Here is a 26,236-nt window from a genome sequence, read left to right as displayed (position 1 = left end):
CCTGCAATAGCCCGTCGGCTCGAAGTCTGCCGTAGACCTCCGACAGATCGACATTTCCGTTGTGACTCGAAGTTTGCGGACAGGCGCAATATCTACGAAACACCCCCGATACCGGAGGTTCGTAGGGTTTGCCGAAGTCGGGCTCGCAATCAGCAGCGCAGCCCTGGGCCCGGGCGAGGGGTAAGCACATGAGTGGAAATGCAGTTCGCTTGCAAGCGATCAAGGACGTCGAGGCCTACACACCTCCGGTGGTCAGTTTCACGACCGACGAGACACCCGGAGAGGTGTTCGGAGCCAACGTCTTCAACAAGGTGGTCATGCAGAAGCGACTGCCCAAGCTCGTCTACAAATCGGTGATGGCGACGATCGAGCAAGGCAAACCGCTCGATCCCATGGTCGCCGACGCGGTCGCATCCGCGATGAAGGACTGGGCGTTGGAGAAAGGCGCAACCCACTACGCCCACGTCTTCTATCCGCTTACCGGGTTGACCGCCGAGAAGCACGACAGCTTCCTCGAGCCGGTCGGCGACGGCAGTGCACTGGCGGAGTTCGCCGGCAAGACCTTGATCCAAGGTGAACCCGACGCTTCGAGTTTCCCGAACGGCGGGCTGCGCAACACATTCGAGGCTCGCGGATACACCGGCTGGGATGTCACGAGCCCGGCCTACGTTCTCGAAAACCCCAACGGCAACACACTGTGTATCCCGACCGTGTTCGTTTCGATGACCGGCGAAGCGCTCGACCACAAGACTCCCCTGCTGCGTTCACAACAGGCAATGGGTTTCCACGCCGAAAGAATCCTGAAGTTGTTCGGCCACGACGACCCCGAGCACATCGTGTCGTTCTGCGGACCCGAGCAGGAGTACTTCCTGATCGATCGACACTTCTTCCTCGCCCGCCCCGACCTCCTCAACGCCGGCCGAACACTCTTCGGCGCAAAGCCGCCCAAGGGCCAGGAGTTCGACGACCACTACTTCGGGGCGATCCCGGAACGTGTGCTCGGATTCATGATGGACACCGAGCGGGAACTTTTCAAACTCGGTATCCCCGCCAAGACGCGGCACAACGAGGTTGCGCCCGGCCAGTTCGAAATCGCCCCGATGTTCGAGCGAGGCAACATCGCCGCGGACCACCAGCAGTTGCTGATGACCACTTTCAAGACAATCGCCAAGAAGCACGGCATGGAATGTCTGTTCCACGAGAAGCCGTTCGACGGTGTCAACGGCTCCGGCAAGCACGTCAACTTCTCGCTGGGCAACTCCGAACTCGGCAGTTTGCTTGTCCCCGGCGACAATCCGCATGACAATGCCCAGTTCCTCGTATTCTGCGCCGCAGTCATCCGGGCCGTCCACAAATACGCGGGCCTCCTGCGCGCGTCGGTCGCATCGGCAACCAACGATCACCGCCTCGGCGCCAACGAGGCTCCCCCGGCCATCATTTCGATCTTCCTCGGCGATCAACTGGCCGACGTCTTCGAGCAGATCGCCAAGGGCGCCGCGACATCGTCGAAGGACAAGGGCACCATGATGATCGGCGCCGATACCCTTCCCGTCCTACCGACCGACCCGGGCGATCGCAACCGTACGAGCCCATTTGCCTTCACCGGCAACCGTTTCGAGTTCCGCGCGCCAGGATCGCTGCAAACAGTCAACGGCCCGATGGTCACCATCAACACGATCATGGCCGAGGCCTTGGACTACATGGCCACCGAACTGGAGGCCGCGGTCGCCGACGGCGCCGATTTCGACACCGCCGTCCAGAATCTGCTCACCGAGATCATCACCAACCACGGTGCGGTTGTCTTCAACGGCGACGGTTACTCGGAGAACTGGCAGATCGAGGCCGAGTCTCGCGGCCTGCCGAACCTTCGCACGACGCTGGACGCCCTTCCTGAACTGATCACCGAATCCTCGATGGAACTCTTCGAGAAGTACAAGGTCTTCAACCACCGGGAGATGCACAGCCGCTACGAGGTCGGACTCGAACAGTACGCACTGAGCATCGGCGTCGAGGCACGCCTGGCCGCCGAAATCGGTACGACGCTGATTCTTCCGGCTGCAGTGCGCCACCAGACGGAAGTTGCGCAGAACTTCGTCGCACTGAAGTCTGCCGGCCTCGAACCGGATTCAGCACCGCTCGAAGAAGTGTCGGCGCCCGTTGCGGCTCTGCGCACAGCGCTCGCGGCCCTGCGCGCAGCAATCGACACCGACGCCGGCGAGTCGCCATTCGATCAGGCCAAGCACGCACAGGACGCACTCCTGCCCGCCATGGCAGAGGTACGTGCAGCGGCCGACTTCCTCGAAACCATCGTCGCCGACGATCACTGGCCACTCCCGACGTATCAGGAAATGCTCTTCATTCTCTGAGTATCACCCGAATATCACTACCCACAGAACTATGGCCTGCAACTCGATCGAGTTGCAGGCCATAGTTGTCGAATCTTGCTCGGCTAGCGGTCTTCCGGCATCGTGACTTCGAGGACGCGAGCCTCACCGGTGGTCGCGGGGTCAGGACGATCGCGCGAATCCGACGACGCCATCTGGAGTCCGTTCAAATCGGTCCGCATGTAGATGACGTTGTAACGGTCCCACGTGGTGGCGACGAATTCGAGGAACTGTCCGCTCGCCCACGGGTGCATGAATCCGCCGTACAACGCGGGCAACGTGATTCCACTCAACAGGGTCTGCGTACCACTCCACGGGCCTTGCGGTTGGTCGGCCTGACGGATCACCAGGTTGCCCTCGGCACTGGTGTACATGGCAACGTACTTGTTCAGGTAGTCGTTCCACTGCACTGCGAGTTCACTGACCGGTGCCTTGATGACCTGAACGGCATCGGTATCTCGCGGACTCCAACCGGAGCCGTCCCAGTATTCGTAGGCGCCGAGGTTTCTGATGTCGGCGCCGGCCACTCGCGCCAGGACCGCCTTACCGAAACGACCTGAGGGAGTTCCGTATTCGTAAATGTAGCCGTCCCGACCGTCGAGGAAGGCGCTCTGCTGGAAGTTGGAATTGATCGGCGATACTGCCGGAATCCCCGGAATGCCAAGTCCTTCGGTATTGGCGCGAACTGTCGCCGGATCGAGTTCCCAGTTCTCACCGTTGTCCGTGGAGAAAGCCAGAGCCGAGTAGTTGGTGGTCCAGGCTCCGGGTTCGTCCCACGACCGAACGGACATGAATCTGATGTACTGCACACCACCGTAAGAGATTCCAGCGGTCGGGATGGTGGTGAACTCACCCGGAATGCCGAATCCCGGAATGATCTCCTTGGAATGATTGGGGCCGTCCAAAGGAGAACTGTCGATCTTCATCCCGTCGGCAATGGCGGTGTCGTTGCTGCGGAACAATACGTTGCTGCGCCAGTCGTCACCCGGGGTGTCGCAGTCGCCCACCGTGTCGCCGAATGCCATCAGCACGTCGTGATCCGGCCCCGAAAGACCGTTGTCCCACATGATTCCGAGGTCGGTACCCGACACGTTGAACCGCTCGATGGTGTTGTTGGGACTGCCTGGGCCAGTGACCATTTCGATCGCCTTGGTCCGGCCGGTCAGCACCGGCAGAGCACCGTTGGGGGCGCCGGTGATCCAAGGCAGCGCGTTGGCGAGGGAGCCGGTACCGGCGGAACCACTGCCGAGCGATCCGGTCAGCGAGCCGAGCGAACCCGTCATCGATCCGGCGGAACCACTTCCTCCCGAACCACACGGTCCACCGATCGCCGACGCAGACGGTGCTGCGGCAATCGTCGCGGCAATCGTGACGACGCCTATCGACAACATCGCCGACATGGAGTGTTTATTACGCACGTGCAGCCCCTCTGATCATTTTCGACTCGTTCGGACCACAGGCACAGTGATCCCCGACCGCAGAAGCAAACCATTTGGACTGTGTTAAGAGAGTGAAAGCTGAGCAAATTGTTATAAATCGCCCGTTCAACTGACACAAGTGACAGCTGTGTCCGATTTCACCTTCACAGGACAGTTGTCCGATACAGCAATAAAGGCGCCTAGTATGTAACGGAAATGTAAAAGAGTTCTCACAACGAGGTAGGTGAGCGGTGTCCGTACGTGACCGCGTAGCGCAGATTTACGATCAGGTTTTGGTTCGCAATGCAGGAGAGCCCGAGTTCCATCAGGCCGCCGCAGAGGTCTTCGAGTCTCTTCACGTAGTGCTCGAGCGCCACCCCCGCTACGCCGACGCCGGACTCATCGAGCGGCTCTGCGAGCCGGAACGCCAGATCATCTTCCGCGTGCCGTGGACCGACGACCAGGGCAACGTTCACGTCAACCGTGGCTTCCGCGTGCAGTACAACAGTGCACTCGGCCCCTACAAGGGCGGCCTGCGCTTCCACCCCAGCGTCAACCTGGGCATCGTGAAGTTCCTCGGCTTCGAGCAGATCTTCAAGAACTCACTCACCGGCCTGCCCATCGGCGGCGGCAAGGGTGGCTCGGACTTCGATCCCAAGGGCCGCTCCGACGCAGAGGTCATGCGCTTCTGTCAGTCCTTCATGACCGAACTGCAGCGTCACATCGGTGAATACACCGACGTTCCGGCCGGCGACATCGGCGTCGGCGGTCGCGAGATCGGCTACCTGTTCGGTCAGTACAAGCGGCTGACCAACACGTACGAGTCGGGCGTCCTCACCGGCAAGGGCATCACCTGGGGCGGATCGCAGGTTCGCACCGAGGCCACCGGCTACGGCGTCGCGTACTTCGTCGCCGAAATGCTCAAGGCAAAGGGTGAAGGCCTCGAAGGCAAGAACGTCGTGATCTCCGGATCCGGCAATGTCGCCATCTACGCAATCCAGAAGATCCACCAGCTCGGCGGCGTCGCGATCGCCTGCTCGGATTCCTCGGGATACATCGTGGACAAGAAGGGCATCGATCTCGACCTCCTCAAGGAGATCAAGGAAGTTCGCCGCGGCCGCATCAGCGAGTACGCCGACGCAGTTCCGCATGCCGAGTTCATCGCCGACGGTTCCATCTGGGACGTGCCGTGCGACGTCGCACTCCCCTGCGCGACTCAGAACGAGCTCGACGAAGATGCCGCAAAGACCTTGATCGCCAACGGCGTTCAGGCCGTTGCCGAAGGCGCGAACATGCCCACCACCCCCGGTGGCATCCAGCTCTTCCGTGACGCGAACGTAGCCTTCGCACCCGGCAAGGCGGCCAACGCCGGTGGCGTTGCAACCTCCGCTCTCGAAATGCAGCAGAATGCTTCGCGTGATTCCTGGAGCTTCGAGTACACCGACGAGCGTCTCGCCGGAATCATGCGCGGCATCCACAAGCGCACCATCAACACCGCTGCCGAGTACGGAAAGCCGGGCGACTACGTGCACGGCGCGAACATTGCCGGCTTCGTAAAGGTGGCCGACGCCATGATTTCACTGGGCGTCATCTAGAGATTTCCGCACCACAGACAGCAGTACAGAGAAAAGGGTGATTTCACCCTGAACCGGTTCCCGTACATCGGACTGGTCGAATCAATACCTAGGCCGCGAGGGCCCTGGGTCCGCGAGGACCCAGGGCCCTCGAGCTTGATCCGAGCAAATCGCCCGCGACGACAACGCAGGCGCCGGCAATGATCCCAGACGGAACTCGTGGCGTCCTCCGAATTCGTTTTCCGCTCTGACGTCGAAAAACACCGTAAGTGGACGATTGTTTAGGTCCGCAGCACGTGGGGCATATGGACTTATCTTCACATTTGTCCATTTCACAGTTGGACGATCGTTCATGTGGTAGAAATCACAACGCCTGGCGCAATTCGAACCGCAAATTTCAGTGGCGAGTATGCCCCCGAACAAGGCCTCAGCGTGTACCCCGCGTCGTAACGCGCCGAGCCTCCGGGTGCCAGTGCCAGGCGACGCACCTGTCTAGAGGAGGCCACCCATGTCCCCAGCGCTGCTGAACAACCCGGGACCGCTCATGTTGGGAGGCAAGCCCGCCTCCACAGCGGTCAACGACGTCATCCCACTGGCAAGCGATCTCGTAGATCACCTGTCCCGTGCCAACCCGACGTTGACTTCCCTCCAAACGGAGGCAGTTCGTCGGGAACTGATTGCGGTGATCGTGCAGGGGCTCCAAGTGGGGATCCAGCTATTGGATCACCGCAAACTTCCCACCGACCAAGAGTTGGACGGCATTCACACGATGACCGTCCAACAAGCATTGAAAGGCGTGCCACTCAGCGCGATCCTCAACTTGACCAACGAGGGCATCAGCACTTTTCGCACCCTCATCCTCAGCCGGGCCGACGCCGAGGACTCCGCCAATCTCGGGGATCTCAACGAGTTCTTGTTCGCACTCGCGCAGCGGCTTCACTCGTTCATCTCGATCAGCTATCTCTCGGCTCTTCCAGCCGGTTCCCAACTCGGGGAATACTCCGCCGGCGCCCTCGTGAAGGCCATGCTGGACGGCGACGATCCCACCCAGCTTGCGTTGCAGATGGGCGTCGAACTCGCACCCCGCTATCTCGTCCTGCGGCTCCTGGTGAACCTGCCGCCCATCCGCCCGGGAGCACGCAACGGCAACCACCAGCGCATACAGGCCTACCGTGACCTCTCCGTCGCTCAATCGAAAATCGCGGCCCACTTCGGGTCGGCGCTGCTCGAGGCTCCTGCACCGCAACGTGGTCTGGTCCTGATCGAGGGCACACCCGACTGGGGAACAGTGTGCGAGGTCATCCAACGTGCACGCGCAACGGTCGGGGTGGAGATCACAGCAATCGCCGAGAACGCCGCCGTACGAGATATCGCCGCCGCCCAAGCAACCACTCACGAATTGGCGCAACTCGTGCGGCGCCTGAGACTGCCGGCGCGGTCCTACCGAATGGAAGACCTCGCGCTCGAGTATCAACTCACTCGGGGTGGCGCAGGCCGCGACAGCTTGATCAATCTTCTCAAGCCACTCGACGGCAATCCGGAACTGCTGCAGACATTGTCCATACATCTCGCCAACGGCCAGCATCGTCAGCGCACCGCGTCGGCGCTCGGCCTGCACACCAACACCGTCGACAATCGAATCAAGCGCATCGCAACCCTGACCGGATTGGATCCGGCCCTGCCCTCTGAACTGCTCAAACTGCGCGCTGCCATGATCTCGCTGACCTTCGCAAGCACTGATGTGGACAATCGTCCAGCGAAAATGTGAACACTCACATCCTCGCTATTAGCTGTCCACGTGTGGCGCCTGGACCCCACTTTTCCGCTCCGAACCGGGCTATAAAAGTGTGGTGCGAATCACCGCGCAAACCAGTAACAATTAAGGGGAAACACATGATCAACGGCCAGGATAACGCTCTCCTCGGTGCCTTCTTCGACACCATCCTGCAGCTCTTCAACGCGGGCAGCACCGGCACGGGCTCGACGGATGGCGGCGGCGTCTCCTAGGACGAATCTCGGGCCCTGTGCGAGAGAATCTCTCGCACAGGGCCCGCTCCAAGCCGCCTGACACTGTGATGGCGGTGACCACGGTGACCACCACGTCGCCACCGCTGAAACCAGGAGCAAGCACATGATCGCCGCACCAACCACAGGCGCTTTGGCCGTCGTTTTGAACACCGTCCTACAGATGTTCAACGCCGGCAGCAGTTTCCTCTACACCGACAACTCTCCGATTGGCGGCGGCGGCGAAACTCCCACGACGCCTGCTCCCTGATCGACTTACCCGCTCGCATCACACAGTCGCGGCACAGACAGGAACCACCGTGATAAACCAGCACACCCTGGGCAGCCTGGTCATCGACTTCGGCTCACTCTCCCGAGCACTCGGGTTCGGCAACGGCTCCATCGTGTCGCTCGGCAGCACCGGAAGTGGCTGAAACAGCCCGCCTGACCACGTCGACGATCCCGTCGCCGCTCACCTTCTCACCACATCTCGAAACAGAAAGCAGGTCCCCCTGTGCCTACAATTCCGCTCACCGGCGACCCCATCGTCATCAACATCATCGTCCAGCTACTGAGCGCGGGCAGCAGCAATGCACTCGCACTGGGCGGAGTCGGTAGCAGCGGTCTCGGTAGCACCGGGCTCGGCAGCTTCGACTCGGCGAGCCTCGGAAGCGCTGCTTAGGACCTCACTTGTGATCGGCGTTCGATCCGCGTCTTCGGCCGCCGAGGCAGCCCACGAAACCCACGTTGCCCTCCGTCATCTGTGACGGAGGGCAACGTGGCCGTTCTGGCGAGACGGGCTCGCGGTTGCGCGATCAGGCCGTCCGCCGCGGTGAATCAACGCCAGTCTTCAGGTGGATCGCTGTCGTCGTGCTCGATGGTCACGGACTCCGAACGATCGTCAGCTGCAGCCTTTTTCGCTGCTTCACGCATCTCGATTCCGTCGGACACCCAGTCGCCGATCTCGCGCGTCACGTCTCGAACGGCCCCGGCGATGATCATCGCGATCGAGCCCACGTGGTTGGCTGCACTTTCGGTCAGTTCCTGGACCGTGTCCTTGCGGCGTTCGAATTTCCCGACCATCAGTGTGTGCCTCTCAGGCTGCAGTTCGCTGGCGCTCGACGATAACACCGGGAGGGGTCGTCGACTTGACCAAACCGGGCGGAAGAGCGAGCTTGAAGATCTTGCCCCATACCGAACCGATCTGCTTGAAGAACCCACCGGTGTTGTACGGCAAACCGTACTTCCCACACAATTCTTTCACCTGGGGAGCGAGTTCCGGATAACGATGCGCAGGCAGGTCCGGGAACAGGTGGTGCTCGATCTGGTGCGAGAGGTTGCCGGACATGACGTGGAAGAGCGGGCTTCCCTCGATGTTGGCGCTGCCGAGCATCTGACGCACGTACCACTGCCCGCGAGTCTCGTCGGCCGTCTCGTCCTCGGTGAAGCTCTGGACACCGGTGGGGAAATGGCCACAGAAGATGATCGAGTAAGTCCACACGTTCCGGACCAGGTTGGCGGTGACATTCCCCGCGAGAGTGGTCACGAACAGCGGCCCCGTGAGAACCGGGAAGATGACGTAGTCCTTGAGGACCTGCTTGCCCGCCTTGTTCCACCAGCCCTTCAGAAGCGGCTTGACGTCGTGCCACTTGCGTTTGCCCTGGATGACGTTCTCGATCTCGAGGTCGTGCATCATCACGCCCCACTCGAAGAGCATCATCAAGGCAAAGGCCCAGACCGGATTACCGAGGTAATAGGGGTTCCACTTCTGCGCGTCGTCGATACGCAGGATGCCGTATCCGATGTCGCGGTCTTTGCCGAGAATATTGGTGTACGTGTGATGCATGTAGTTGTGCGAGTGACGCCACTGGTCGGCCGGGCACACCGTATCCCATTCGAAGACTTCGGAATTGAGCCCTGGTTCACGCATCCAGTCGTACTGACCGTGCATGACGTTGTGGCCGATCTCCATGTTGTCGAGGATCTTGGACACGCTCAATGCACCGACTGCCGCGAGCCACACCGGAGGCAGGAAGCCGAGATACATCAAGCCGCGACCTGCGACCTCGAACCCGCGCTGAGCCTTGATGATCTTGTAGATGTACTCCCGATCCTCCGCCCCGAGCGAGGCGACGGTGCGATCGCGCAATGCGTCCAACTCGCGGCCGATCTCCTCGACCTGCTCGTACGTCAGGACGACGGGAGCGTCGTCCTTCGCATCGGAACCGTTGCCGAGGAACGGGAGGGTGGGAAGTGAAAGTCCAAACATGTCGGTCTCCAGACAGTCGTGTGGAAAATGGGACTTCAGATGTCGACGGTGACGTCGCCGACGGGAGCACTGACGCACAGCTGGATCTTCTTGTCCGGCTCGTCGTCTGTCTCACCGGTGCGCACGTTTCGGGTACGGCCCGCCTTCTTGACGGAGGTGCAGGAGAAGCAGATTCCCATCCGGCATCCGTACTCGGGTTTGAGGCCCGCAGCTTCTGCTTGTTCGAGAAGTGTTTCGCCGGAGTTCTCGGCCGCCACCCCACTTTTGGTGAACGACACCTCGCCGCCGGCCTCCCCCGGCTCGGCCACCGCCGGCGCGAACTCCTCGGTGTTGAGCAAGTGCTCGACGTCGACCTCACGGAACACCTCACGCACTCCCCGCATCAGACCGGGAGGTCCGCAAAGATAAGCCTGGGCGTCGATCGTGTCCGGATCGGCGATCCACGGAGCCACGGCGTCGAGGTGCCCGCGATCGAAGAAACCTTCGAGGTCACCTCCACCGCTTTCGGTGTACACGAGTACCAGTTTCACGTTCGGGTTCTGCTCGGCGATGGTCTTCAGCGCGCGCGTGTATGCCACGTCGGAATCGGTGTTCGCGTAATGCACGAACACGATCTCGCCCGAGTGATCCTCCTCCACCAGCGTCCGAAGCATCGACATGACCGGGGTGATTCCACTGCCGCCACTGATCAACAACACCCGACGCGGGCGGTCGACGGGAAGGGAGAACACCCCGTCTGCCTGCGAGAGGCTGACAACGAGTCCGGGTGCCGCGTTGGCGTACAGATACTGCGACACCAGGCCACCCGGATGCGCTTTCACGGTGAGCTCGATCAGCCCACTGCGCGTAGACGCGCCCCCGGCCGGCGAGTAGCAGCGAGTGTGACGAACACCGTCGATCACCACGCCCAACTGCACGAACTGGCCCGCCTGAAAACCGCGCCACTGGCGCGTCGGGCGCAGCGTGAGAGTGACGGAGTCAGCCGTCGGATGGTCGACAGCGACAACCTGCGCGCGAATGTCACGAACGGTCGCCATCGGGTTGACCAACTCGAGGTATCGGTCGATCTGATGTGGAGCAGCCATGGCTTCGATCAGTCCCACCAAGGACAGGCCGCGCCGAGGTGTGGACTTCGGTGTCGTGTTCTCAGGAGCAGATGCGATTGTCATGACCCTCCTCGTACTTCGATTGCCGGGTATCTCGATTGCTGGGCTAGCTTCCCCCGACTGCGTGAATTCAGTGTACAAATGTTCACCGAAGATAGTGTGACAGGTGCACACAAGTACATGTCAACAAGAATGTGATCCGAGTTACACGAGTTGCCGAAAGGAGCCGGAATGCCTGTACCTACACTCGACGTCGTGACGAAGGCCGGACCGGTGAACCCCGAGCGCAGGGAACCCGACAACAGGGAACCGGAAAGTCGTGCCGCCAAGAAGGAACGCACACGCCAAGCGCTCCTGGACACTGCCATGGACCTCTCGGCCGATCGCGGCTTCGCCGGAATCAGCCTGCGAGAGGTAGCCAGGGAAGCCGGGATCGTTCCGACGGCGTTCTACCGCCACTTCGCTTCACTGGAGGACGTCGGTGTCGTCCTCGTCGAAGAGAGCATGCGTATGTTGCGCCAGATGCTGCGCGACGCAAGGCGCAATCCCAGCACCAAGGACGCCGCTACGTCCCTGGGCATCCTTGTGCGACAAGTGCATACACACGAGCGACAGTTTCGGTTCCTCTGCCGCGAACGCTACAGCGGCGTCAGTGAGGTACGACGTGCGATAGCCACTGAAATGCGGTTGTTCGTCAGCGAACTGACCATCGACCTCTCCAGAATTGCCGGACTGGAAAGCTGGTCGTCGGACGATCTGGAAATGGCTGCCGACCTGATCGTCTCGACGATGTTCAGTGCTGTCGTCGAACTGCTGGACGCCGGGACCGCCGGGTATCGCGACGAAGCCGCCGTCATCACACGAGCCGAGAAGCAACTGCGAGTCATCATGCTCGGAATGGCCACCTGGAATCCACCTCGAAACTGACCTCGGGTTCACCTTTTCGACGTACGGTGAGAGTCATGTCTTCCACGAGTACATACGAAATCCCCGTTGGCGACCTCACCTTCGACGTACTGATCTCGGGCCCGGACGACGGCATTCCGCTGGTAGCGCTGCATGGCTTCCCGGAGAGCGCCGCATCCTGGGGCAAGGTCACACCACTGCTCACCGCAGCGGGCTACCGCGTAATCGCACCGAATCAGCGCGGTTACTCCGCCGGCGCACGCCCCGAAGGGGTGGATGCCTACAAGATCGAGCACCTGGTAGCCGACGTCGTCGGATTGCTCGACGCGCTCGGCCTGTCCGACGCGCATCTTGTCGGTCACGACTGGGGTTCGGCGGTCGCCTGGCAGGTCGCCGGTCGCCATCCGAACCGGATCCGCAGCCTGACGGCGATCTCGGTCCCCCACCCCACCGCCTTCGGTTGGGCACTCCGCGAGGACGAGGACCAAAAACAACGCTCGTCGTACATCGGACTTCTCCGACAGGAGGGCAAAGCCGAGGAAGTGTTGTCGGAGGAAAACTTTCGCCGGCTGCGCGCCATGTTCGACGGCCAGATCGATCCTGAATTCGCCGACGAGCACATTCGTGTCCTGAGCGGGGAGGGCGCGCTGACCGGCGCCTTGAACTGGTACCGCGCGATGACCCGCGACTTCGGCGACATCGATCGCACCACCGTGCCGACCACGTATGTCTGGAGCACCGGCGACACAGCGCTCGGCCGCGCAGGCGCAGAACGCTGTGGTGAATTCGTGGACGCCCCCTACGAGTTCGTCGTGCTCGACGGCGGAAGTCACTGGATTCCGGAAGAGCGAGCCGAAGAGTTGGCCGAGGCGATCCTCGCACGTGCAGGATCCTGATCGCCGCGACGAATTCGGCTCTATGTATGTTGTCATACATAGAGCCGAATTGATTCCATCACCAGGAGTTCTGCGATGACCGAGACCGTTGCACCACCCCATCCTTTCGACGCTGCTGTCGGATTGACGCCACTCACCGCCGGCTTGTCGACCGGCGAGACCAATCCGGCGTACAACAACATGGTCGGGCCGTTCGGCGGCGTCACCGCTGCCACGTTGCTCGAATCCGTACTGAAGCACCCCGAACGCCTCGGCGATCCGCTGTCGTTGACCGTCAACTTTGCCGGTCCGATCACCGAGGGCGCCTTCGAGATCTCCGCCCGGCCGGTGCGCACCAACCGCTCGACGCAGCACTGGTCCATCGAACTGTCTCAGGACGGAACCGTCGCCACTACCGCGACGGCAGTGTTCGGTACCAGGCGTGAAACCTGGTCGTCTACCGAGATCACGATGCCGGAAGTTCCGTCGACCGAAGACGTTACGCTGCTGCCGTTCCCCGAGTTCATCGCCTGGGCACAGAACTACGAGATGCGCTTTGTCGAAGGCGCGATCCCCGACCTGGAGTCGGGCGAGCATCCCGACTCGACCACGACACTCTGGGTGCGCGATCAACCGGCACGCGCTCTCGACTTCACGTCGCTGACCGCACTGTGCGATGTCTTCTTCCCACGAGTCTTCTTGCGCCGAGGCAAGATGGCTCCGGCTGGAACGGTCTCGATGACCATCTACTTCCACGCCGACGCTCAGACGCTGACCGAACAGGCAGACAATTCCGTCCTGGGAACGGCGCGGACCCAACGGTTCGGAAACGGATACTTCGATCAGTCGGCCGAAATTTGGGGCAGTGACGGCGCATTGCTCGCTACGACACACCAGTTGGTCTACTTCAAGGATTGACGGGAAGCGCACTGTCCCCTTCCGGCGCCTTCACCATCGACAATGCGGCAAGACCGACGCCGAGAACCACCAGCAGTCCGATGATGCCGGCACGGTCTGCACCGAAGAGCCAAGCGAACAGGCCGAACAGTGTCGGTGCCAAAAACGACACTGCTCGGCCTGTGGTCGCATACAGGCCGAACATCTGACCTTCACGCCCAGGCGGGGTGATGCGTGCCAAGAAGGTTCGTGCCGAAGACTGAGCGGGCCCGACGAAGAGGCAGAGCGCGAGACCGAAGATCCAGAACATCACCGGCCCCGACACCGCGATCAATATCGCGCCGACCACGATCATCGACGCCAGCGAGACGGTGATGACCTGTTTGGGTCCGATCCGATCGTCGAAACGTCCGGCCACCAATGCACCGATTGCGGAAATCACGTTGGCCGCAACACCGAACAACAGCACGTCGGCCGCACTGATTCCGTAGACGTTGACAGCCAGCACGGCTCCGAAGGTGAACACGCCCGCGAGACCGTCACGAAAGAGTGCGCTCGCGATCAGGTACCAGATCGTGCGCCTGTCGACGTTCCAGAGTTCGCGCAGATCGCGCCACAACACCCGATAGGAGTCGAGGAACCCGGCCTTGGACGCTCCCGGATCGACCGCGGGGCTGGGCAACTCGGGAACCTTGAAGAACACCGGAATCGCGAAGACCGCGAACCACACTGCAGCCAGCAGTGCCACCATCCGGATGTTCATGCCGCCGTCGGTGGTCAATCCGAGGAATCCCCGAGTGTCGCCGTCGCCGACGATGAACCCGAAGTAGCACAGCAACAGCAGCACGATTCCGCCGAAATATCCCATGGCCCAGCCGAAGCCGGAGACTCTACCCAGATTCTCCGGTGTCGACACCTGCCGCATCATGGCGTTGTAGGGAACGCCGGCAAGCTCGAAGATCACCGAACCGATTGCGAGCAGAACCAATCCGAGCCACAGATAGCGGTAGTTGTCTTCGACGAAGTAGAGGCCCGCCATCGAGAGCACGGTGATGCCGGTCAGTATCGCGAGCGAGAGTTTACGTTTACCCGACGCATCGAAACGTTGTCCGGTGATCGGAGCGAGAATCGCGATGAAGAAGCCGGCGATTCCGAGTGCCCAGCTGAGCCACGTAGTTGCCGAAATCGTGCCGGGAAGGTCGTCACCGACCGCGTCGGTGAGATAGACCGAGAAGACGAACGTGAGGATCACTGCGTTGAATGCGGCCGATCCCCAATCCCACAGCCCCCATGCGAACACTTGACTCTTCGTGGCCGCACCGCCGATGCCTGCGGGTGGCTCGGCCTGCGTGCTCGTGGACTCGGCGCTCATACGGCGAAGCCTAACTGCGCGCGGGCGACTCGGCGCCTCTCTCCGAAGTCGACATACAAGACGTTCTATGCACCCGAGTTAGTACGCACTTAGTTGCATACGCACCTGAGTGCATAGATACTTTTTCCATGGCACTCGAACATGCGTTGCTCGTCTCCCTGTCCGAACAGGATGCGTCGGGATACGACCTCACACGCCGGTTCGACAAGTCGATCGGCTTCTTCCACAGCGCGACGCACCAGCAGATCTACCGAGTCCTCAAGCGAATGGACGAGGCAGGCTGGGTGGAGGTGGAAGCCATCGCGCAGGACGGCCGACCGGACAAGAAGATGTACCGCGTCAGCGATGCCGGCCGCGCCGAACTGACCCGATGGATCGCAGAGCCGTCCGAACCGAACCACCTGCGCAACGAGTTGGCCATCAAGATCAGGGCCGCTGCGCACGCCGATCTCCCCGCTCTACGACGCGAAGTCGCTCGCCACCGCGACGGCCACGCCGCCCGCCTCGACGTCTACCGACTCATCGAAAAGCGTGACTTCCCCAATCCAGCAGCGCTTTCCGGCTCTTCACTGCACCAGTACCTCGTACTTCGCGGCGGCATCCGCGTCGAAGAAGGATTCACCGACTGGTGCCAGGAAGTTCTGGACGCATTGCCCACTGGCGAGTACGCCATCGAAGACACCGGCGAGTACGCCACCGAAGACACTGGCGAGCCCGCCACCGAAGACACTGGCGAGTACGCCACGGAAGGACATCTTCAGTCATGACGGATACACAGTTCCCCCGCCTGCTCGAACCGCTCGACCTCGGATTCACGACGCTGAAGAACCGCGTCGTCATGGGATCGATCCACACCGGCCTCGAAGATCGCGCGAAGGACACCGACCGCTTGGCCGAGTACTTCGCCGAACGTGCCCGTGGCGGAGTCGGCTTGATCATCACCGGCGGCTACGCGCCCAACCGCACCGGTTGGCTCTTGCCCTTCGGTGCCAAGCTGACCAACCGCATCGAAGCGCGCCGTCACCGCCGGATCACCAAGGCGGTTCACGACGCGGGTGGAAAGATCGCCATGCAGATCCTGCACGCCGGCCGCTACAGCTACCAGCCTTTCAGTGTCTCCGCGTCGTCGATCAAGGCGCCCATCAACCCGTTCCGTCCGCGCAAGCTGACCGGCCGTGGGGTGCGTTGGCAGATCCGCAACTACGTTCGCTGCGCGCGCCTGGCCAAGTCCGCGGGTTACGACGGCGTCGAAATCATGGGCGGTGAGGGCTACTTCATCAACCAGTTCCTCTGCGAGCGCACGAACAAGCGCACCGACCAGTGGGGCGGCAGTTCCGAGAACCGTCGACGCATGGCAGTCGAAATCGTGCGACGCACACGCAAGGCTGTCGGCCCGAACTTCATCATCGTGTTCCGGTTGTCGATGGCAGACCTGGTCGAGGGCGGTCAGACCTGGGATGAAATCGTCTCATTGGCAAAGGAAGTCGAAGCTGCCGGCGCCACGATCATCAACACCGACATCGGATGGCACGAGTCACGGGTGCCCACCATCGTCACCTCGGTTCCCCGAGCAGCCTTCGTGGACATCACGAGCAAGCTCGAGAAGCACGTCGACATTCCGGTAGCCGCCTCGAATCGGATCAACATGCCCGAGACTGCCGAAGAGATCCTCAACCGCGGTGACGCGCAGTTGATTTCGATGGCCAGGCCGATGCTCGCCGATCCCGACTGGGTGAACAAGGCAGAACGCGGAGCGTCCGACGAGATCAACACGTGCATTGCCTGCAACCAAGCCTGCCTCGACCACGCCTTCGTTCACAAGCAGGTCTCCTGCCTGCTCAATCCGCGCGCGGGCCGTGAGACCACGCTGATCCTCTCCCCCACTCGGCGGACCAAGAATCTCGCCGTCGTCGGCGCCGGTCCTGCCGGACTTTCCGCAGCACTCAATCTTGCTCAGCGTGGTCATTCGGTCACGTTGTTCGAGGCCTCGGACAAGATCGGCGGACAGTTCGGGATCGCACAGCTCATTCCGGGTAAGGAAGAGTTCGCCGAAACCATTCGCTACTACACCCGCATGCTGGACGTGGCCGGAGTGACAGTCAAGCTCGAAACCCGCGTCGCACCAGCAGATCTCATCGGATCCTTCGACGAAGTGGTGGTTGCCACCGGCGTGACGCCGCGCGTTCCCAAGATCCCCGGCATCGAGAACTCGAAGGTGCTGACCTACGCCGAGGTCGTCCGAGAGGGCAAGCCCGTCGGCAAGTCCGTCGCCGTCATCGGTGCCGGCGGCATCGGCGTCGACGTGAGCGAATTCCTCACGCACCCCACTTCCCCCACTCTTCATCTCAAGGAGTGGAAGCAGGAATGGGGCGTCACCGAACCCGAAATGGCCCCGGGCGCTCTCACCACTCCGGTACCGGAGCCCTCCGAGCGGGAGGTCTACCTCCTCCAACGCAAGCCAGGACGCATCGGCGCCGGCCTCGCGAAGACCACCGGCTGGGTCCATCGGGCGGCCCTCAAGAACAAGGGCGTCCACGAGCTCTCGGGCGTCAACTACGAGCGCATCGACGACGCCGGCCTGCACATCACCTTCGGTGAGAAGCACGAGAAGCCCCGACTTCTCGAGGTCGACACCATCGTCATCTGCGCCGGGCAGGAGTCGGTTCGCGATCTGGTGGACGAACTGACCGTCGCGGGCGTGGTGACCCACATCATCGGCGGCGCGGATGTCGCTGGAGAACTCGACGCCAAGCGTGCCATCGAACAGGGCACACGACTGGCCGCGAAGATCTGACCGGCTACGCTGACTGATCGTGAGCCTGCCGACACCCACAACCACAGCCCGCGCCGTCGTGACCGGCGCCTCCTCCGGCATCGGAGAGGCACTGGCCGCTGATCTGGCATCACGCGGACACTCCCTGATCCTCGTTGCCCGTCGCGGCGAGGTCATGGAGGCCCTCGCCGAGAAGCTTCGCGCCGCGCACGGCGTCGAGGTGGAGGTCCGTGCATCGGACCTCTCCGACAGCGCGGCGCGTGCCGTTCTGGTCGAGGAACTCGGTGGCCGCGACATCAGCATCCTGTGCAACAACGCCGGTATCGCCACCTTCGGGCCGATCGCCGAGCTGGACCCGGCCTACGAGCGCGACCAGGTCGAGCTCAACGCCGTTGCAGTGCACGATCTCACGCTGGCCGTGCTGCCGGGCATGCTCGCGCGCAAGTCCGGAGCCATCCTGATGGTCGGGTCCGCGGCCGGAAACATGCCGATCCCCAACAACGCGACGTACGCCGCCACCAAGGCGTTCGTGAACACCTTCGCGGAATCGTTGCGAGGTGAACTCAAGGGCACCGGAGTGAACGTCACCCTGCTCGCCCCAGGCCCCGTACGCACCGAAACCCCGGACCCGGCCGAAGCGTCGATCGTCGACAAGCTCGTCCCGGACTTCTTCTGGATCTCGAGCGAGTACACCGCCAAGGTCTCGCTCGACGGCCTGGCCGAGAACAAGATGCGCGTCGTACCGGGCATCTTGAGCAAGGCGATGTCCGTCGCGGGCGGTTACAGCCCGCGTGCCGTCGTTGCGCCCATCGTGGGCACGTTCTACAAGAAGCTCGGCGGCTGATTCACTCAAACTTCTCAGAGCAGGCCATAGCAGACCATATAGTCGGTTAATGGCGATGCGAAGAACACTGGCAGTCGGGGCAATCCTTCTTTTGACCGGAGGGTTGCCCTTACTGCTGCCCACGGCAGCGAATGCATGTTCGTGCGCATCATCGGCTACCCCGGAAGAAGCCGTGAGCGTCTCCAGCACCGTTTTCCTCGGGACTCCGACGGAGAAAACTTCGGACGGATTCGAGGACACCTACCTGTTCGACGTCAGCCGGGTCTACAAAGGCGATCTGGCATCGGTGACGTCGGTGGGGACACTCGCGAACGGGAACGGTTGTGGCACAAGCTACGTGCTCGGCACCGAGCAGCTGATGTTCGTTTCTGCGCCGTACGACGTCGACGCCGAGCACGAGGGGCACAGCTGCGGGCCGGCTACCGAAACCGGGTTCGACATCCAAGCGGCGGTCGAGTCCGTGTACGGCGCCGGTTACGCCCCGAGTGCCGGCGGAACTCCGTCCGTTGGTGTGTCCGCCGACCGATCGACGATCATCGGCGGAGGCGCCGCGGTGGCATTGCTCGCGGTGCTCGGTTGGTTCGGATGGAGGCGGCGACGGGCACAGTGAGTCCACGGGCACAGTGCCGAGGCCGTCAGAGCCGCGCCAACCTCGTTCGGCGGCGCGTCAAGTAAGCGTCAAGATCCGCCCCACCGGTGATCTTCGGGAGTAGATCTGAAAGTAGCCCGCAACACGGCGGGTCACCTTCAGGAGATCGACGTGACGCTACTCGAAATCTTCCCCTCCCTACGCGGCGCAATGACACCGCGTATGGATCCTGCGTTGTGGCCCATCAGTACTCGCCACGACCACAGCGGGCGTGTCTGCATCGGCGACGTCTCCCTCGAAGAGATCGCGGACCAGTACGGCACACCGACGTACGTCGTCGACGAGGCGGACGTGCGGCACCGCTGCCGCACGTATCGAGAGATTTTCCCTGACTCGGAGATCGTGTACGCCGGCAAGGCACTGATGATTCGAGCGATGGCTACCTGGGTCTCCGACGAGGGACTCGGGGTGGATGTCTGTTCCGCCGGTGAACTCGCCGTCGCGCTTGCCGCGGGCGTGGACCCCCACCGAATCATCCTGCACGGCAATGCCAAATCGGTTTCCGAACTGAGGGCGGCGGTCAACGCGGGTGTCGGCCGGATCGTCCTCGACTCCCCCAGCGAAGCGGTACGGCTCGCGTCGGTGTGCACCCACCGACAGAAGGTGTTGGTCAGAGTCACACCCGGTATCGACATACACGGACACAAGGCAGTGTCCACGGGCATCGTGGACCAAAAGTTCGGCCTACCAGCGTTTTCCGAAGAACTGGAACATACGGTATCCGTCGTCGCCAACGCGACGCACCTGCAGCTCATCGGCCTGCATTGCCATCTCGGCTCCCAGATCACCGATCCCGAACTCTTCCGCCCCGCGATCGAGACGATGATCGCACAGATGGACGACATACGACGCACGCATCGAATCATCCTCACCGAACTCGATCTCGGCGGTGGCCATGGGATCGCCTACGTGCCGGGAGATGCCCAATTGGATCTGACCCGCCTCGCTCACGTCATCGACGAAACTCTCGACGACGCGTGCACCCGAAACCGCTTCCCTCGCCCCGAAATCGTGCTCGAGCCTGGCCGAGCGATCGCTGCGCGGGCCGGAGTCACGCTCTATCGCGTACAGAACATCAAGTCGATCAGCGGGGGACGAACCTTCGTCTCCGTCGACGGCGGGATGAGCGACAACCCTCGGGTGTCGTTGTACGACAGCCACTACGACGTCGAACTGGTGAACCGACATTCGCGCGCACCGCTCCAGGAAGTAACCGTCGCCGGGCGCCACTGCGAATCGGGCGACGAAATTGCCGTCGGAGCAAGGCTTCCCGCCGACCTACATGAAGGTGACCTGTTGGCAGTGCCGTGTACGGGCGCATACCACCACAGCATGGCCTCCACCTACAACAGCGTCGGCCGGCCGCCGGTCGTCGCCGTGCTGGGCGGGATTGCGCGGCCGTTGATCAGGCGCGAATCGATCAACGACCTGCTGGCCCGCGAGGTCGGCATCTGACCTCGCGGGCGCCTGAGCCTCAGCGCCTGCGGCGACTACCGGTGCCGAAGATGTTTCGCGAAATCTCGCGTCCCGCAGCCGAAGCCGCCGAGCGCAGGAAACTCTTGACAGCCGAGTTGCCCAAGATCTGCTCGGCGATGTTGGGGCCCTCCGGCTCGGCCGGCGGCGGTGGCGGCAGATCGGGCAGCGACGGAAGATCCAGGGACTGATCCGCTGTCGGAGCACCGGCCACCTTGGCCGTCAGCTTCTCGTACGCCGACTCGCGGTCGATGGTCTGGCCGTACTTCTGATTCAGCGGACTCGACGACGCGGCCGCCTTGATCGCGTCGTTGCCGATGGTGTCCATCAGCGACCTCGGCGGACGAATCTTGGTCCAGGCCACCGGCGTCGGCGCACCCTTTTCCGAGAGTACGGTCACGATGGCTTCACCGATGCCGAGTGAAGTCAGTGCCTTTTCCAGGTCGTAGTGCTCGGTTTTCGGATACGTGCGGACGGTCTTGTTGAGGGCTTTCTGATCGTCGGGCGTGAAGGCACGCAGGGCGTGCTGAACCCGCGCACCCAACTGTGACAGCACCGAATTCGGAATGTCGGTCGGAAGTTGTGTGCAGAAGAACACGCCGACGCCCTTGGAACGAATGAGCTTGACCGTCTGTTCCACCTGCTGAAGGAAGGCCTTCGACGCGTCCGCGAACAGAAGGTGCGCCTCGTCGAAGATGAACACGAGCTTCGGCTTGTCCAGATCTCCCTCTTCGGGCAGCGTCTGGAACAGGTCCGCGAGCACCCACATCAGGAAGGTGGAGAACATTGCCGGGCGCGCCGCCTGGGCACCGAGTTCGAACAGCGTGATCACACCGGCACCGCCGACGACACGCAGCAGATCCTCGGTTTCGAGTTCCGGTTCGCCGAAGAAGGTGTCACCGCCGTCGGCTTCGAGGTTGACCAACGCGCGCAGAATCACTCCCGCCGTCGCGGAGGAAACTCCGCCGATACCCTTCAGATCCGCTTTGCCCTCAGCGCTCGTCAGGTGGGCGATGACCGAACGCAGATCCTTGAGGTCCAGCAGGGCCAGGCCCTGAGTGTCGGCCCAGTGGAAGATCAGCCCGAGTGTCGACTCCTGGGTCTCGTTGAGGCCCAACACTTTACTGAGCAGGATCGGCCCGAAACTGGTGATGGTCGCGCGCACCGGGGTACCGATTCCGTCGGTACCCAACGACAAGAACTCGACTGGCATCCCAGCGGGAGTCCACGAATCGTCGCCCGTCTCGACTGCGCGAGACTTCATCTTCTCGCTCGGATCCCCCGCCTTCGACAGACCCGAGAGATCGCCCTTGACGTCGGCCATCACAACCGGCACACCCGCGGCGGACAGCTGCTCGGCGATCCCCTGCAACGTCTTGGTCTTGCCGGTACCCGTCGCACCGGCGATCAGACCGTGACGGTTGATCGTCGCCAACGGAATCCGCACCCGTGCGGTGGGATCTGCCACCCCGTCGATCACCACCGAGCCGAGCTCGAGTGCCCGCCCCTCGGATGAATAGCCCGCCGCGATTTCAGCGGCAGCACCCGAGGGCACTTGAGCAGCGGGGGTGGCTCCGGCCGATGCTTCGGCCTCGGCGGCAGCCGCTTCCTTCTCGGCTTCCTCAGCTGCTGCAGCGGCTTCAGCTGCAATCCGAGCGGCTTCGGCAGCGGCAGCCTTGGCAGCTTTCGCCTTCTCCGCCGGCGTCAGCGGCGCGGCTCCGTCCTTCGGATCCACGGTCATCGAAAAGCCCTCCTCGTTGCAATGCGGCGAAGTTCTTGTCATCACCCGAACGCCGTCTCACACACGTCGAGTTTCCACCGCAGACCTTATCCCGCTCCCGCGCGCACTACTGTGTTCCTGGTGCAGGACAAATTGGTATGGATCGATTGCGAAATGACCGGGCTGCGACTCGAGTCGGACAAACTCATCGAGATTGCGGCTCTGGTGACCGACAGCGACTTGAACATCTTGGGCGAAGGTGTGGACATCGTCATCCACGCCGACGACGACGCGTTGGCTGCAATGCCCGACGTCGTGAAGAAGATGCACGCGAAGTCGGGACTGACCGAAGAGGTTCGTAAGTCGACGGTCACCCTCGCCGAGGCGGAGAAAGAGGTGCTCGCGTACATCCGCAAGCATGTTCCCGTCGCCGGTACGGCTCCCTTGGCAGGCAATTCAATCGCCACCGACCGCGGATTCATCTCACGGGACATGACGGCACTGGACACATACCTGCACTACCGGATGATCGACGTCAGCTCCATCAAAGAACTCTCCCGCCGCTGGTACCCGCGAATCTACTTCGGCCAGCCCGAAAAAGGTCTCGCCCACCGGGCACTCGCCGACATCAAGGAATCCATCCGCGAACTCAAGTACTACCGCGGCACTGCATTCGTCGCGGCGCCCGGACCGTCGAGCGCGGAGATTGCAGCCGTCGTAGAGGGCTTGGGTCCCGCCTGACCTGCCGATTGGCTTCCTGACCGACTTTCGCGCTAGTATCTCTTTCGTCAAAGCAGCCGGGTCAAACCGGTGGCCGAGGCAATGGTGGGCGTAGTTCAGTTGGTAGAGCACCAGGTTGTGATCCTGGCTGTCGCGGGTTCGAGTCCCGTCGCTCACCCAAGCGGAACCCCCGAAGATGTCGAAAGACATTTTCGGGGGTTCTTTTGGTTTGTGCGCCAGCCCCAATCTCCCCTTCCACAGCCGGGTGAACGTATCGCTCCCCTTCTCTGACGGGGGCAGCGATACGTTCACCCGAAGTGGGTGGGGTGGCGACCGCGACAAATCGCGCGCTCCCGAGCAACCCGTGCCCGAGCTGAGCGAACGTACCTCTGGTCGCTTCAGATAGACCGAAAGCCACTTTCGCTCACATCGGGGCGGCCGGAATGGCCGCAAATCACCCACCCGACGATCACTCGGGCGACGGTTCCGGCTCCCAGACACCTACGACGGTCCCCTCGCGAACATGTCGCTCGTACGCCGAAACCTTGTCGTGGATGACGTTCAGGTTTTCCTGCATCGCAGCGATCCTGGATCGAATCAACTCCTCATGCGACTGTAAAAGTGAAAGCCGCTCCTTCTCGTTTCCCGGCCCTGACCTGACCAGAGCGGCGAATTCGCGGATCGTGGCGATCGGCATACCCGAGTCTCGGAAGCGATTGCACAGCTTCAACCAAGAGACATCGCTTTCGGAGTAGACCCGACGCCCACCTGCCGAGCGCGCCACCTCGTGAACGAGCAATTCCTCACGTTCGAAGTATCGAAGGGAATCGATACTGATTCCGGTCTGGACAGCGACGTCACCGATTGACAGTTCGCGCATTGCCTGGCGACCTTTCCTTGACCTGGAGTGCACTCCAGATTTTACGGTCGCAGCCATGAATTCCATCCAGCGCAAAATCAACACCGGATACTCCCGAGTCTCCACTGCCGACGACGTACTTGCCGGACAAGGTTTAACAGGCACTACGGTTTTGGTCACCGGCGGGTACTCCGGACTCGGATATGAGGTTTCGCAGTCACTTTCTTCGGTCGGCGCGCGAGTTGTAGTTCTTGCCCGCCGACCAGAACAGGCACGGAGCGCGGTGGCCGACATTCCGGGTATCGAAGTGCGAGCGTGCGACCTGTCGGACCCGAGCAGTGTCAGATCGTGTGCGCGAGAAATTCTCGAATCCCGGATCACTCCGGACATCATCATCTGCAATGCGGGGGTCATGGCCTGCCCGGAACTCCGTGTCGGCTCCGGCTGGGAATCACAATTCGCGATCAATCACCTCGGGCACTTTGTACTGGTGAACCTGCTTGTGCCAGCCATGCCCGCAAACGGCTCTCGCGTAGTAGCGGTCTCGTCGGCGGGACATTTTCTGTCGGGAGTGCGTTGGGATGACATACATTTCCGCAACGGTTACGACCGCTGGCTTGCGTACGGTCAAGCCAAGACTGCAAATGCTCTATTCGCTGTACAGCTGGCGAGCTCCGGTGCTTCACGCGGTATCAGTGCGTTCTCCGTCCATCCCGGGAGCATCCTCACTCCCCTTCAACGTCACTTCTCTGCATCGGAGAAACACGATCTCGGATGGACGACGTCGAATGGCGACGCCGTGCCGGGGTTCAAGACTCCCTCCCAGGGCGCCGCTACAACGGTGTGGGCAGCGACGGCACCGATACTCGCCGATCACTCCGGCGCGTACCTCCAGGACTGCAACATCGCGGACGTCGCGCAGACTGATGACATGAGCGTCGGCGGAGTGAAACCTTGGGCTACCGATCCCGCCGACGCACGCAGATTGTGGACACTGTCCGCTGAGATGACCGGAGTGGACGCGTTCGGTCGACGCTGACACCGAGCGAACGTACCTCCCGTCGCCTCAGATAGACCGAGAGGCACTTTCGCTCACAAAAGGTGTACAGATGCAGAATGCCCCCAACCGGACGGTCGGGGGCATTCTGCCGTTCAAGGCTTCAGGGACGCACTCAGACGTCCGCGTTGCCGGTCTTCCAGACGCTCCAGGGAATGTTCCAGTCACCGAGGCCGTCGGTGCCGGAGAGAGTGCCGCCGACGGTGTTCTTGACGACGACGATGTCCCCACGCTTGGTGTTGTCGTAGACCCACTTGGCGTTGGACGGGCTCAGGTTGAGGCAGCCGTGACTGGTGTTGGAGTAGCCCTGCTGCCCGACCGACCACGGCGCCGAGTGGAAGAAGATGCCGCTGTAGGACATTCGGGTCGCCCAGTCGACGGGGGTCTTGTAACCCTGCGCCGAGGTGACCGGGACGCCGTACGTGGACGAGTCCATGATCATGTTCGCGAAGCGGTCACCGATGATGTAGACGCCGTTGTCGGTAGGAGTGCTGTCCTTGCCCATGGAGGTGGGCATGGTCATGACAGTCTCACCGTTGACCTGGAAAGTGACCTGCTTGGTGTTGTCGTCCGCCGTGGCGATGACGGCATCACCGATGGTGAAGGAACTCTTCGCGTCTTCCTGCCCGAAGACTCCCTTGCCGAGATTGCGCCCGTACACGTTGACGCTCACGTCGACCTTGGTGCCCGGTGCCCAGTAGTTCTCCGGACGCCAACGGACCTCACGATTGTTGACCCAGTAGAACGCACCTTCGACGGCCGGAGTCGTGGTGACGGTGATCGCGGCTTCGGCAGCCTTGCGATCGGGGATGTTCTCGTCGAACTGCACCGCGATGGGCTGACCGATGCCGACCACGTCACCCTCGTTGGGCAAGACGTACGGCTTGGTGACGTTGCCGGGCGCGCTGGTGGTGAAGGACGTGACCGTCGTACTGGCGCCACCCAATCCGAATGCGCGGGCCTCGATTTTGTACTTGCGGTTGTAGCCGAGTGGCTCGGTGGTGGTCCACGACGCACCGTCGGCAGCAATCGCGCCGGCAACTGCCTTGCCGTCCTGATTGACCATCGTCACGTCGGACAAAGCGCCGTCAGCGACGTTGATCTTGACCGGGTCGCCCGGCGAGAAGCCGACAGCGCCGTCGGCAGCGGTCGAGGTGAGCTTCGGCTTGATGAGTTCGGTGAGCGGATTGGAATCGATCGGCGCCGACCCTTCGGTACTGACGTCCTTGCCGCCCGACGTGCACGCGGTCATCAGAACGAGAGCACCGAGAGACGCCGCGATCATCGCCGCGCCCTTCGACGCTCGACCGTTCCCCCCGCGCACGGACAGACCCCA

General features: G+C 62.1%; 22 protein-coding genes, 1 tRNA gene and 1 pseudogene. 16 read left to right on the top strand and 8 right to left on the bottom strand.

Going from position 1 to position 26,236, the window contains the following annotated elements:
- The first annotated feature begins 188 nt into the window (after positions 1-188).
- Positions 189-2,366: a glutamine synthetase III gene (locus M1L53_RS22700; RefSeq protein WP_019749120.1), complete on the top strand. Its 2,178-nt coding sequence runs from the start codon at positions 189-191 to the stop codon at positions 2,364-2,366.
- A gap of 83 nt (positions 2,367-2,449) precedes the next feature.
- Here M1L53_RS22700 and M1L53_RS22695 read toward each other — a convergent pair whose 3' ends face one another.
- Complete coding sequence (locus tag M1L53_RS22695; protein ID WP_021344745.1) at positions 2,450-3,784, bottom strand: DUF4185 domain-containing protein; 1,335 nt, start codon at positions 3,782-3,784, stop codon at positions 2,450-2,452.
- A gap of 269 nt (positions 3,785-4,053) precedes the next feature.
- Here M1L53_RS22695 and gdhA point away from each other — a divergent pair, with 269 nt between their 5' ends.
- The 4 genes from gdhA to M1L53_RS22675 all read left to right on the top strand — a co-directional run bounded on the left by gdhA (position 4,054) and on the right by M1L53_RS22675 (position 8,062).
- The gene (gene gdhA, locus M1L53_RS22690; RefSeq protein ID WP_003945368.1) at positions 4,054-5,397 is read left to right on the top strand and encodes an NADP-specific glutamate dehydrogenase; all 1,344 of its coding nucleotides are present in this window, start codon (positions 4,054-4,056) and stop codon (positions 5,395-5,397) included.
- Positions 5,398-5,884: 487 nt separating this feature from the next.
- The gene (locus M1L53_RS22685; protein ID WP_003945374.1) at positions 5,885-7,144 is read left to right on the top strand and encodes a CdaR family transcriptional regulator; all 1,260 of its coding nucleotides are present in this window, start codon (positions 5,885-5,887) and stop codon (positions 7,142-7,144) included.
- Positions 7,145-7,507: 363 nt separating this feature from the next.
- Complete coding sequence (locus tag M1L53_RS22680) at positions 7,508-7,651, top strand: hypothetical protein (protein ID WP_003945326.1); 144 nt, start codon at positions 7,508-7,510, stop codon at positions 7,649-7,651.
- 243 nt (positions 7,652-7,894) lie between these two features.
- Complete coding sequence (locus M1L53_RS22675) at positions 7,895-8,062, top strand: hypothetical protein (protein ID WP_003945367.1); 168 nt, start codon at positions 7,895-7,897, stop codon at positions 8,060-8,062.
- A gap of 155 nt (positions 8,063-8,217) precedes the next feature.
- Here the strand turns inward: M1L53_RS22675 and M1L53_RS22670 are convergent, their stop codons facing one another.
- Genes M1L53_RS22670 through M1L53_RS22660 form a run of 3 tightly spaced genes read right to left on the bottom strand, consistent with a single transcriptional unit; the run spans position 8,218 to position 10,818 of the window.
- Complete coding sequence (locus M1L53_RS22670; protein ID WP_003945295.1) at positions 8,218-8,463, bottom strand: hypothetical protein; 246 nt, start codon at positions 8,461-8,463, stop codon at positions 8,218-8,220.
- Between the two features lie 13 nt (positions 8,464-8,476).
- The gene (locus tag M1L53_RS22665) at positions 8,477-9,649 is read right to left on the bottom strand and encodes an acyl-CoA desaturase (protein ID WP_054187158.1); all 1,173 of its coding nucleotides are present in this window, start codon (positions 9,647-9,649) and stop codon (positions 8,477-8,479) included.
- Positions 9,650-9,684: 35 nt separating this feature from the next.
- Entirely contained in the window at positions 9,685-10,818 is a 1,134-nt protein-coding gene (locus M1L53_RS22660) for a ferredoxin reductase (RefSeq protein WP_054187159.1), read from the bottom strand.
- Between the two features lie 168 nt (positions 10,819-10,986).
- Between M1L53_RS22660 and M1L53_RS22655 the strand changes: the two genes are divergently transcribed.
- From M1L53_RS22655 to M1L53_RS22645, 3 genes are all read left to right on the top strand, one after another.
- Entirely contained in the window at positions 10,987-11,682 is a 696-nt protein-coding gene (locus tag M1L53_RS22655; protein WP_003945327.1) for a TetR family transcriptional regulator, read from the top strand.
- A 35-nt stretch (positions 11,683-11,717) separates the two neighbouring features.
- A complete protein-coding gene (locus tag M1L53_RS22650; protein ID WP_054187160.1) occupies positions 11,718-12,557 on the top strand; it encodes an alpha/beta fold hydrolase in 840 nt (279 codons plus the stop codon).
- Between the two features lie 75 nt (positions 12,558-12,632).
- A complete protein-coding gene (locus M1L53_RS22645) occupies positions 12,633-13,454 on the top strand; it encodes an acyl-CoA thioesterase II (protein ID WP_054187161.1) in 822 nt (273 codons plus the stop codon).
- Here M1L53_RS22645 and M1L53_RS22640 read toward each other — a convergent pair.
- Positions 13,444-14,805: an MFS transporter gene (locus M1L53_RS22640; protein WP_007733331.1), complete on the bottom strand. Its 1,362-nt coding sequence runs from the start codon at positions 14,803-14,805 to the stop codon at positions 13,444-13,446. The genes M1L53_RS22645 and M1L53_RS22640 overlap by 11 nt on opposite strands.
- A 128-nt stretch (positions 14,806-14,933) precedes the next feature.
- On the opposite strand from M1L53_RS22640, the pseudogene M1L53_RS22635 reads away from it, so the two are divergent.
- The 5 genes and pseudogenes from M1L53_RS22635 to lysA all read left to right on the top strand — a co-directional run.
- Positions 14,934-15,458, top strand: a pseudogene (locus M1L53_RS22635) (PadR family transcriptional regulator); the annotation flags it as partial.
- A 110-nt stretch (positions 15,459-15,568) separates the two neighbouring features.
- The gene (locus M1L53_RS22630) at positions 15,569-17,599 is read left to right on the top strand and encodes an NADPH-dependent 2,4-dienoyl-CoA reductase (protein WP_047270265.1); all 2,031 of its coding nucleotides are present in this window, start codon (positions 15,569-15,571) and stop codon (positions 17,597-17,599) included.
- 19 nt (positions 17,600-17,618) lie between these two features.
- A complete protein-coding gene (gene cmrA, locus M1L53_RS22625; protein ID WP_007733327.1) occupies positions 17,619-18,422 on the top strand; it encodes a mycolate reductase in 804 nt (267 codons plus the stop codon).
- Positions 18,423-18,594: 172 nt separating this feature from the next.
- Positions 18,595-19,032: a hypothetical protein gene (locus M1L53_RS22620; protein WP_054187163.1), complete on the top strand. Its 438-nt coding sequence runs from the start codon at positions 18,595-18,597 to the stop codon at positions 19,030-19,032.
- Between the two features lie 150 nt (positions 19,033-19,182).
- Positions 19,183-20,526, top strand: a complete 1,344-nt coding sequence (lysA, locus tag M1L53_RS22615) for a diaminopimelate decarboxylase (protein WP_054187164.1) — start codon at positions 19,183-19,185, stop codon at positions 20,524-20,526.
- A 19-nt stretch (positions 20,527-20,545) separates the two neighbouring features.
- On the opposite strand, the gene M1L53_RS22610 is transcribed toward lysA, so the two are convergent.
- Positions 20,546-22,285, bottom strand: coding sequence for a helicase HerA-like domain-containing protein (locus M1L53_RS22610; protein ID WP_054187165.1), 1,740 nt, complete (start codon positions 22,283-22,285; stop codon positions 20,546-20,548).
- A 120-nt stretch (positions 22,286-22,405) separates the two neighbouring features.
- Here M1L53_RS22610 and orn point away from each other — a divergent pair, with 120 nt between their 5' ends.
- Positions 22,406-23,005, top strand: a complete 600-nt coding sequence (orn, locus tag M1L53_RS22605; protein WP_024487359.1) for an oligoribonuclease — start codon at positions 22,406-22,408, stop codon at positions 23,003-23,005.
- Positions 23,006-23,089: 84 nt separating this feature from the next.
- Positions 23,090-23,162 (top strand) — tRNA-His (locus tag M1L53_RS22600).
- Positions 23,163-23,453: 291 nt separating this feature from the next.
- Here the strand turns inward: M1L53_RS22600 and M1L53_RS22595 are convergent.
- A complete protein-coding gene (locus M1L53_RS22595) occupies positions 23,454-23,864 on the bottom strand; it encodes a MerR family transcriptional regulator (RefSeq protein WP_042923889.1) in 411 nt (136 codons plus the stop codon).
- 55 nt (positions 23,865-23,919) lie between these two features.
- Here M1L53_RS22595 and M1L53_RS22590 point away from each other — a divergent pair, with 55 nt between their 5' ends.
- The gene (locus M1L53_RS22590; RefSeq protein WP_054187166.1) at positions 23,920-24,882 is read left to right on the top strand and encodes an oxidoreductase; all 963 of its coding nucleotides are present in this window, start codon (positions 23,920-23,922) and stop codon (positions 24,880-24,882) included.
- A gap of 133 nt (positions 24,883-25,015) precedes the next feature.
- Here M1L53_RS22590 and M1L53_RS22585 read toward each other — a convergent pair whose 3' ends face one another.
- Positions 25,016-26,185 (bottom strand): Ig-like domain-containing protein, encoded by a 1,170-nt coding sequence (locus tag M1L53_RS22585; protein ID WP_125052658.1) that lies wholly within the window; start codon positions 26,183-26,185, stop codon positions 25,016-25,018.
- Between the last annotated feature and the right edge of the window lie 51 nt (positions 26,186-26,236).

The organism is Rhodococcus sp. T9N, from assembly GCF_024436645.1.
GTDB classification, from domain to species: Bacteria; Actinomycetota; Actinomycetes; order Mycobacteriales; family Mycobacteriaceae; genus Rhodococcus_F; species Rhodococcus_F qingshengii.
The sequence above is the reverse complement of the archived record's forward strand: the minus strand, read 5'-3'. Positions and strand labels throughout refer to the sequence as shown.

Bases quoted from the DNA above. Each gene is read 5' to 3' on its own strand.
- M1L53_RS22700 (WP_019749120.1), top strand. From the start codon at position 189: ATGAGTGGAAATGCAGTTCGCTTGCAAGCGATCAAGGACGTCGAGGCC.
- M1L53_RS22695 (WP_021344745.1), bottom strand. From the start codon at position 3,784: ATGTCGGCGATGTTGTCGATAGGCGTCGTCACGATTGCCGCGACGATT.
- M1L53_RS22685 (WP_003945374.1), top strand. From the start codon at position 5,885: ATGTCCCCAGCGCTGCTGAACAACCCGGGACCGCTCATGTTGGGAGGC.
- M1L53_RS22680 (WP_003945326.1), top strand. From the start codon at position 7,508: ATGATCGCCGCACCAACCACAGGCGCTTTGGCCGTCGTTTTGAACACC.
- M1L53_RS22670 (WP_003945295.1), bottom strand. From the start codon at position 8,463: ATGGTCGGGAAATTCGAACGCCGCAAGGACACGGTCCAGGAACTGACC.
- M1L53_RS22665 (WP_054187158.1), bottom strand. From the start codon at position 9,649: ATGTTTGGACTTTCACTTCCCACCCTCCCGTTCCTCGGCAACGGTTCC.
- M1L53_RS22660 (WP_054187159.1), bottom strand. From the start codon at position 10,818: ATGACAATCGCATCTGCTCCTGAGAACACGACACCGAAGTCCACACCT.
- M1L53_RS22655 (WP_003945327.1), top strand. From the start codon at position 10,987: ATGCCTGTACCTACACTCGACGTCGTGACGAAGGCCGGACCGGTGAAC.
- M1L53_RS22650 (WP_054187160.1), top strand. From the start codon at position 11,718: ATGTCTTCCACGAGTACATACGAAATCCCCGTTGGCGACCTCACCTTC.
- M1L53_RS22645 (WP_054187161.1), top strand. From the start codon at position 12,633: ATGACCGAGACCGTTGCACCACCCCATCCTTTCGACGCTGCTGTCGGA.
- M1L53_RS22640 (WP_007733331.1), bottom strand. From the start codon at position 14,805: ATGAGCGCCGAGTCCACGAGCACGCAGGCCGAGCCACCCGCAGGCATC.
- M1L53_RS22630 (WP_047270265.1), top strand. From the start codon at position 15,569: ATGACGGATACACAGTTCCCCCGCCTGCTCGAACCGCTCGACCTCGGA.
- M1L53_RS22610 (WP_054187165.1), bottom strand. From the start codon at position 22,285: ATGACCGTGGATCCGAAGGACGGAGCCGCGCCGCTGACGCCGGCGGAG.
- M1L53_RS22595 (WP_042923889.1), bottom strand. From the start codon at position 23,864: ATGCGCGAACTGTCAATCGGTGACGTCGCTGTCCAGACCGGAATCAGT.
- M1L53_RS22590 (WP_054187166.1), top strand. From the start codon at position 23,920: ATGAATTCCATCCAGCGCAAAATCAACACCGGATACTCCCGAGTCTCC.
- M1L53_RS22585 (WP_125052658.1), bottom strand. From the start codon at position 26,185: ATGATCGCGGCGTCTCTCGGTGCTCTCGTTCTGATGACCGCGTGCACG.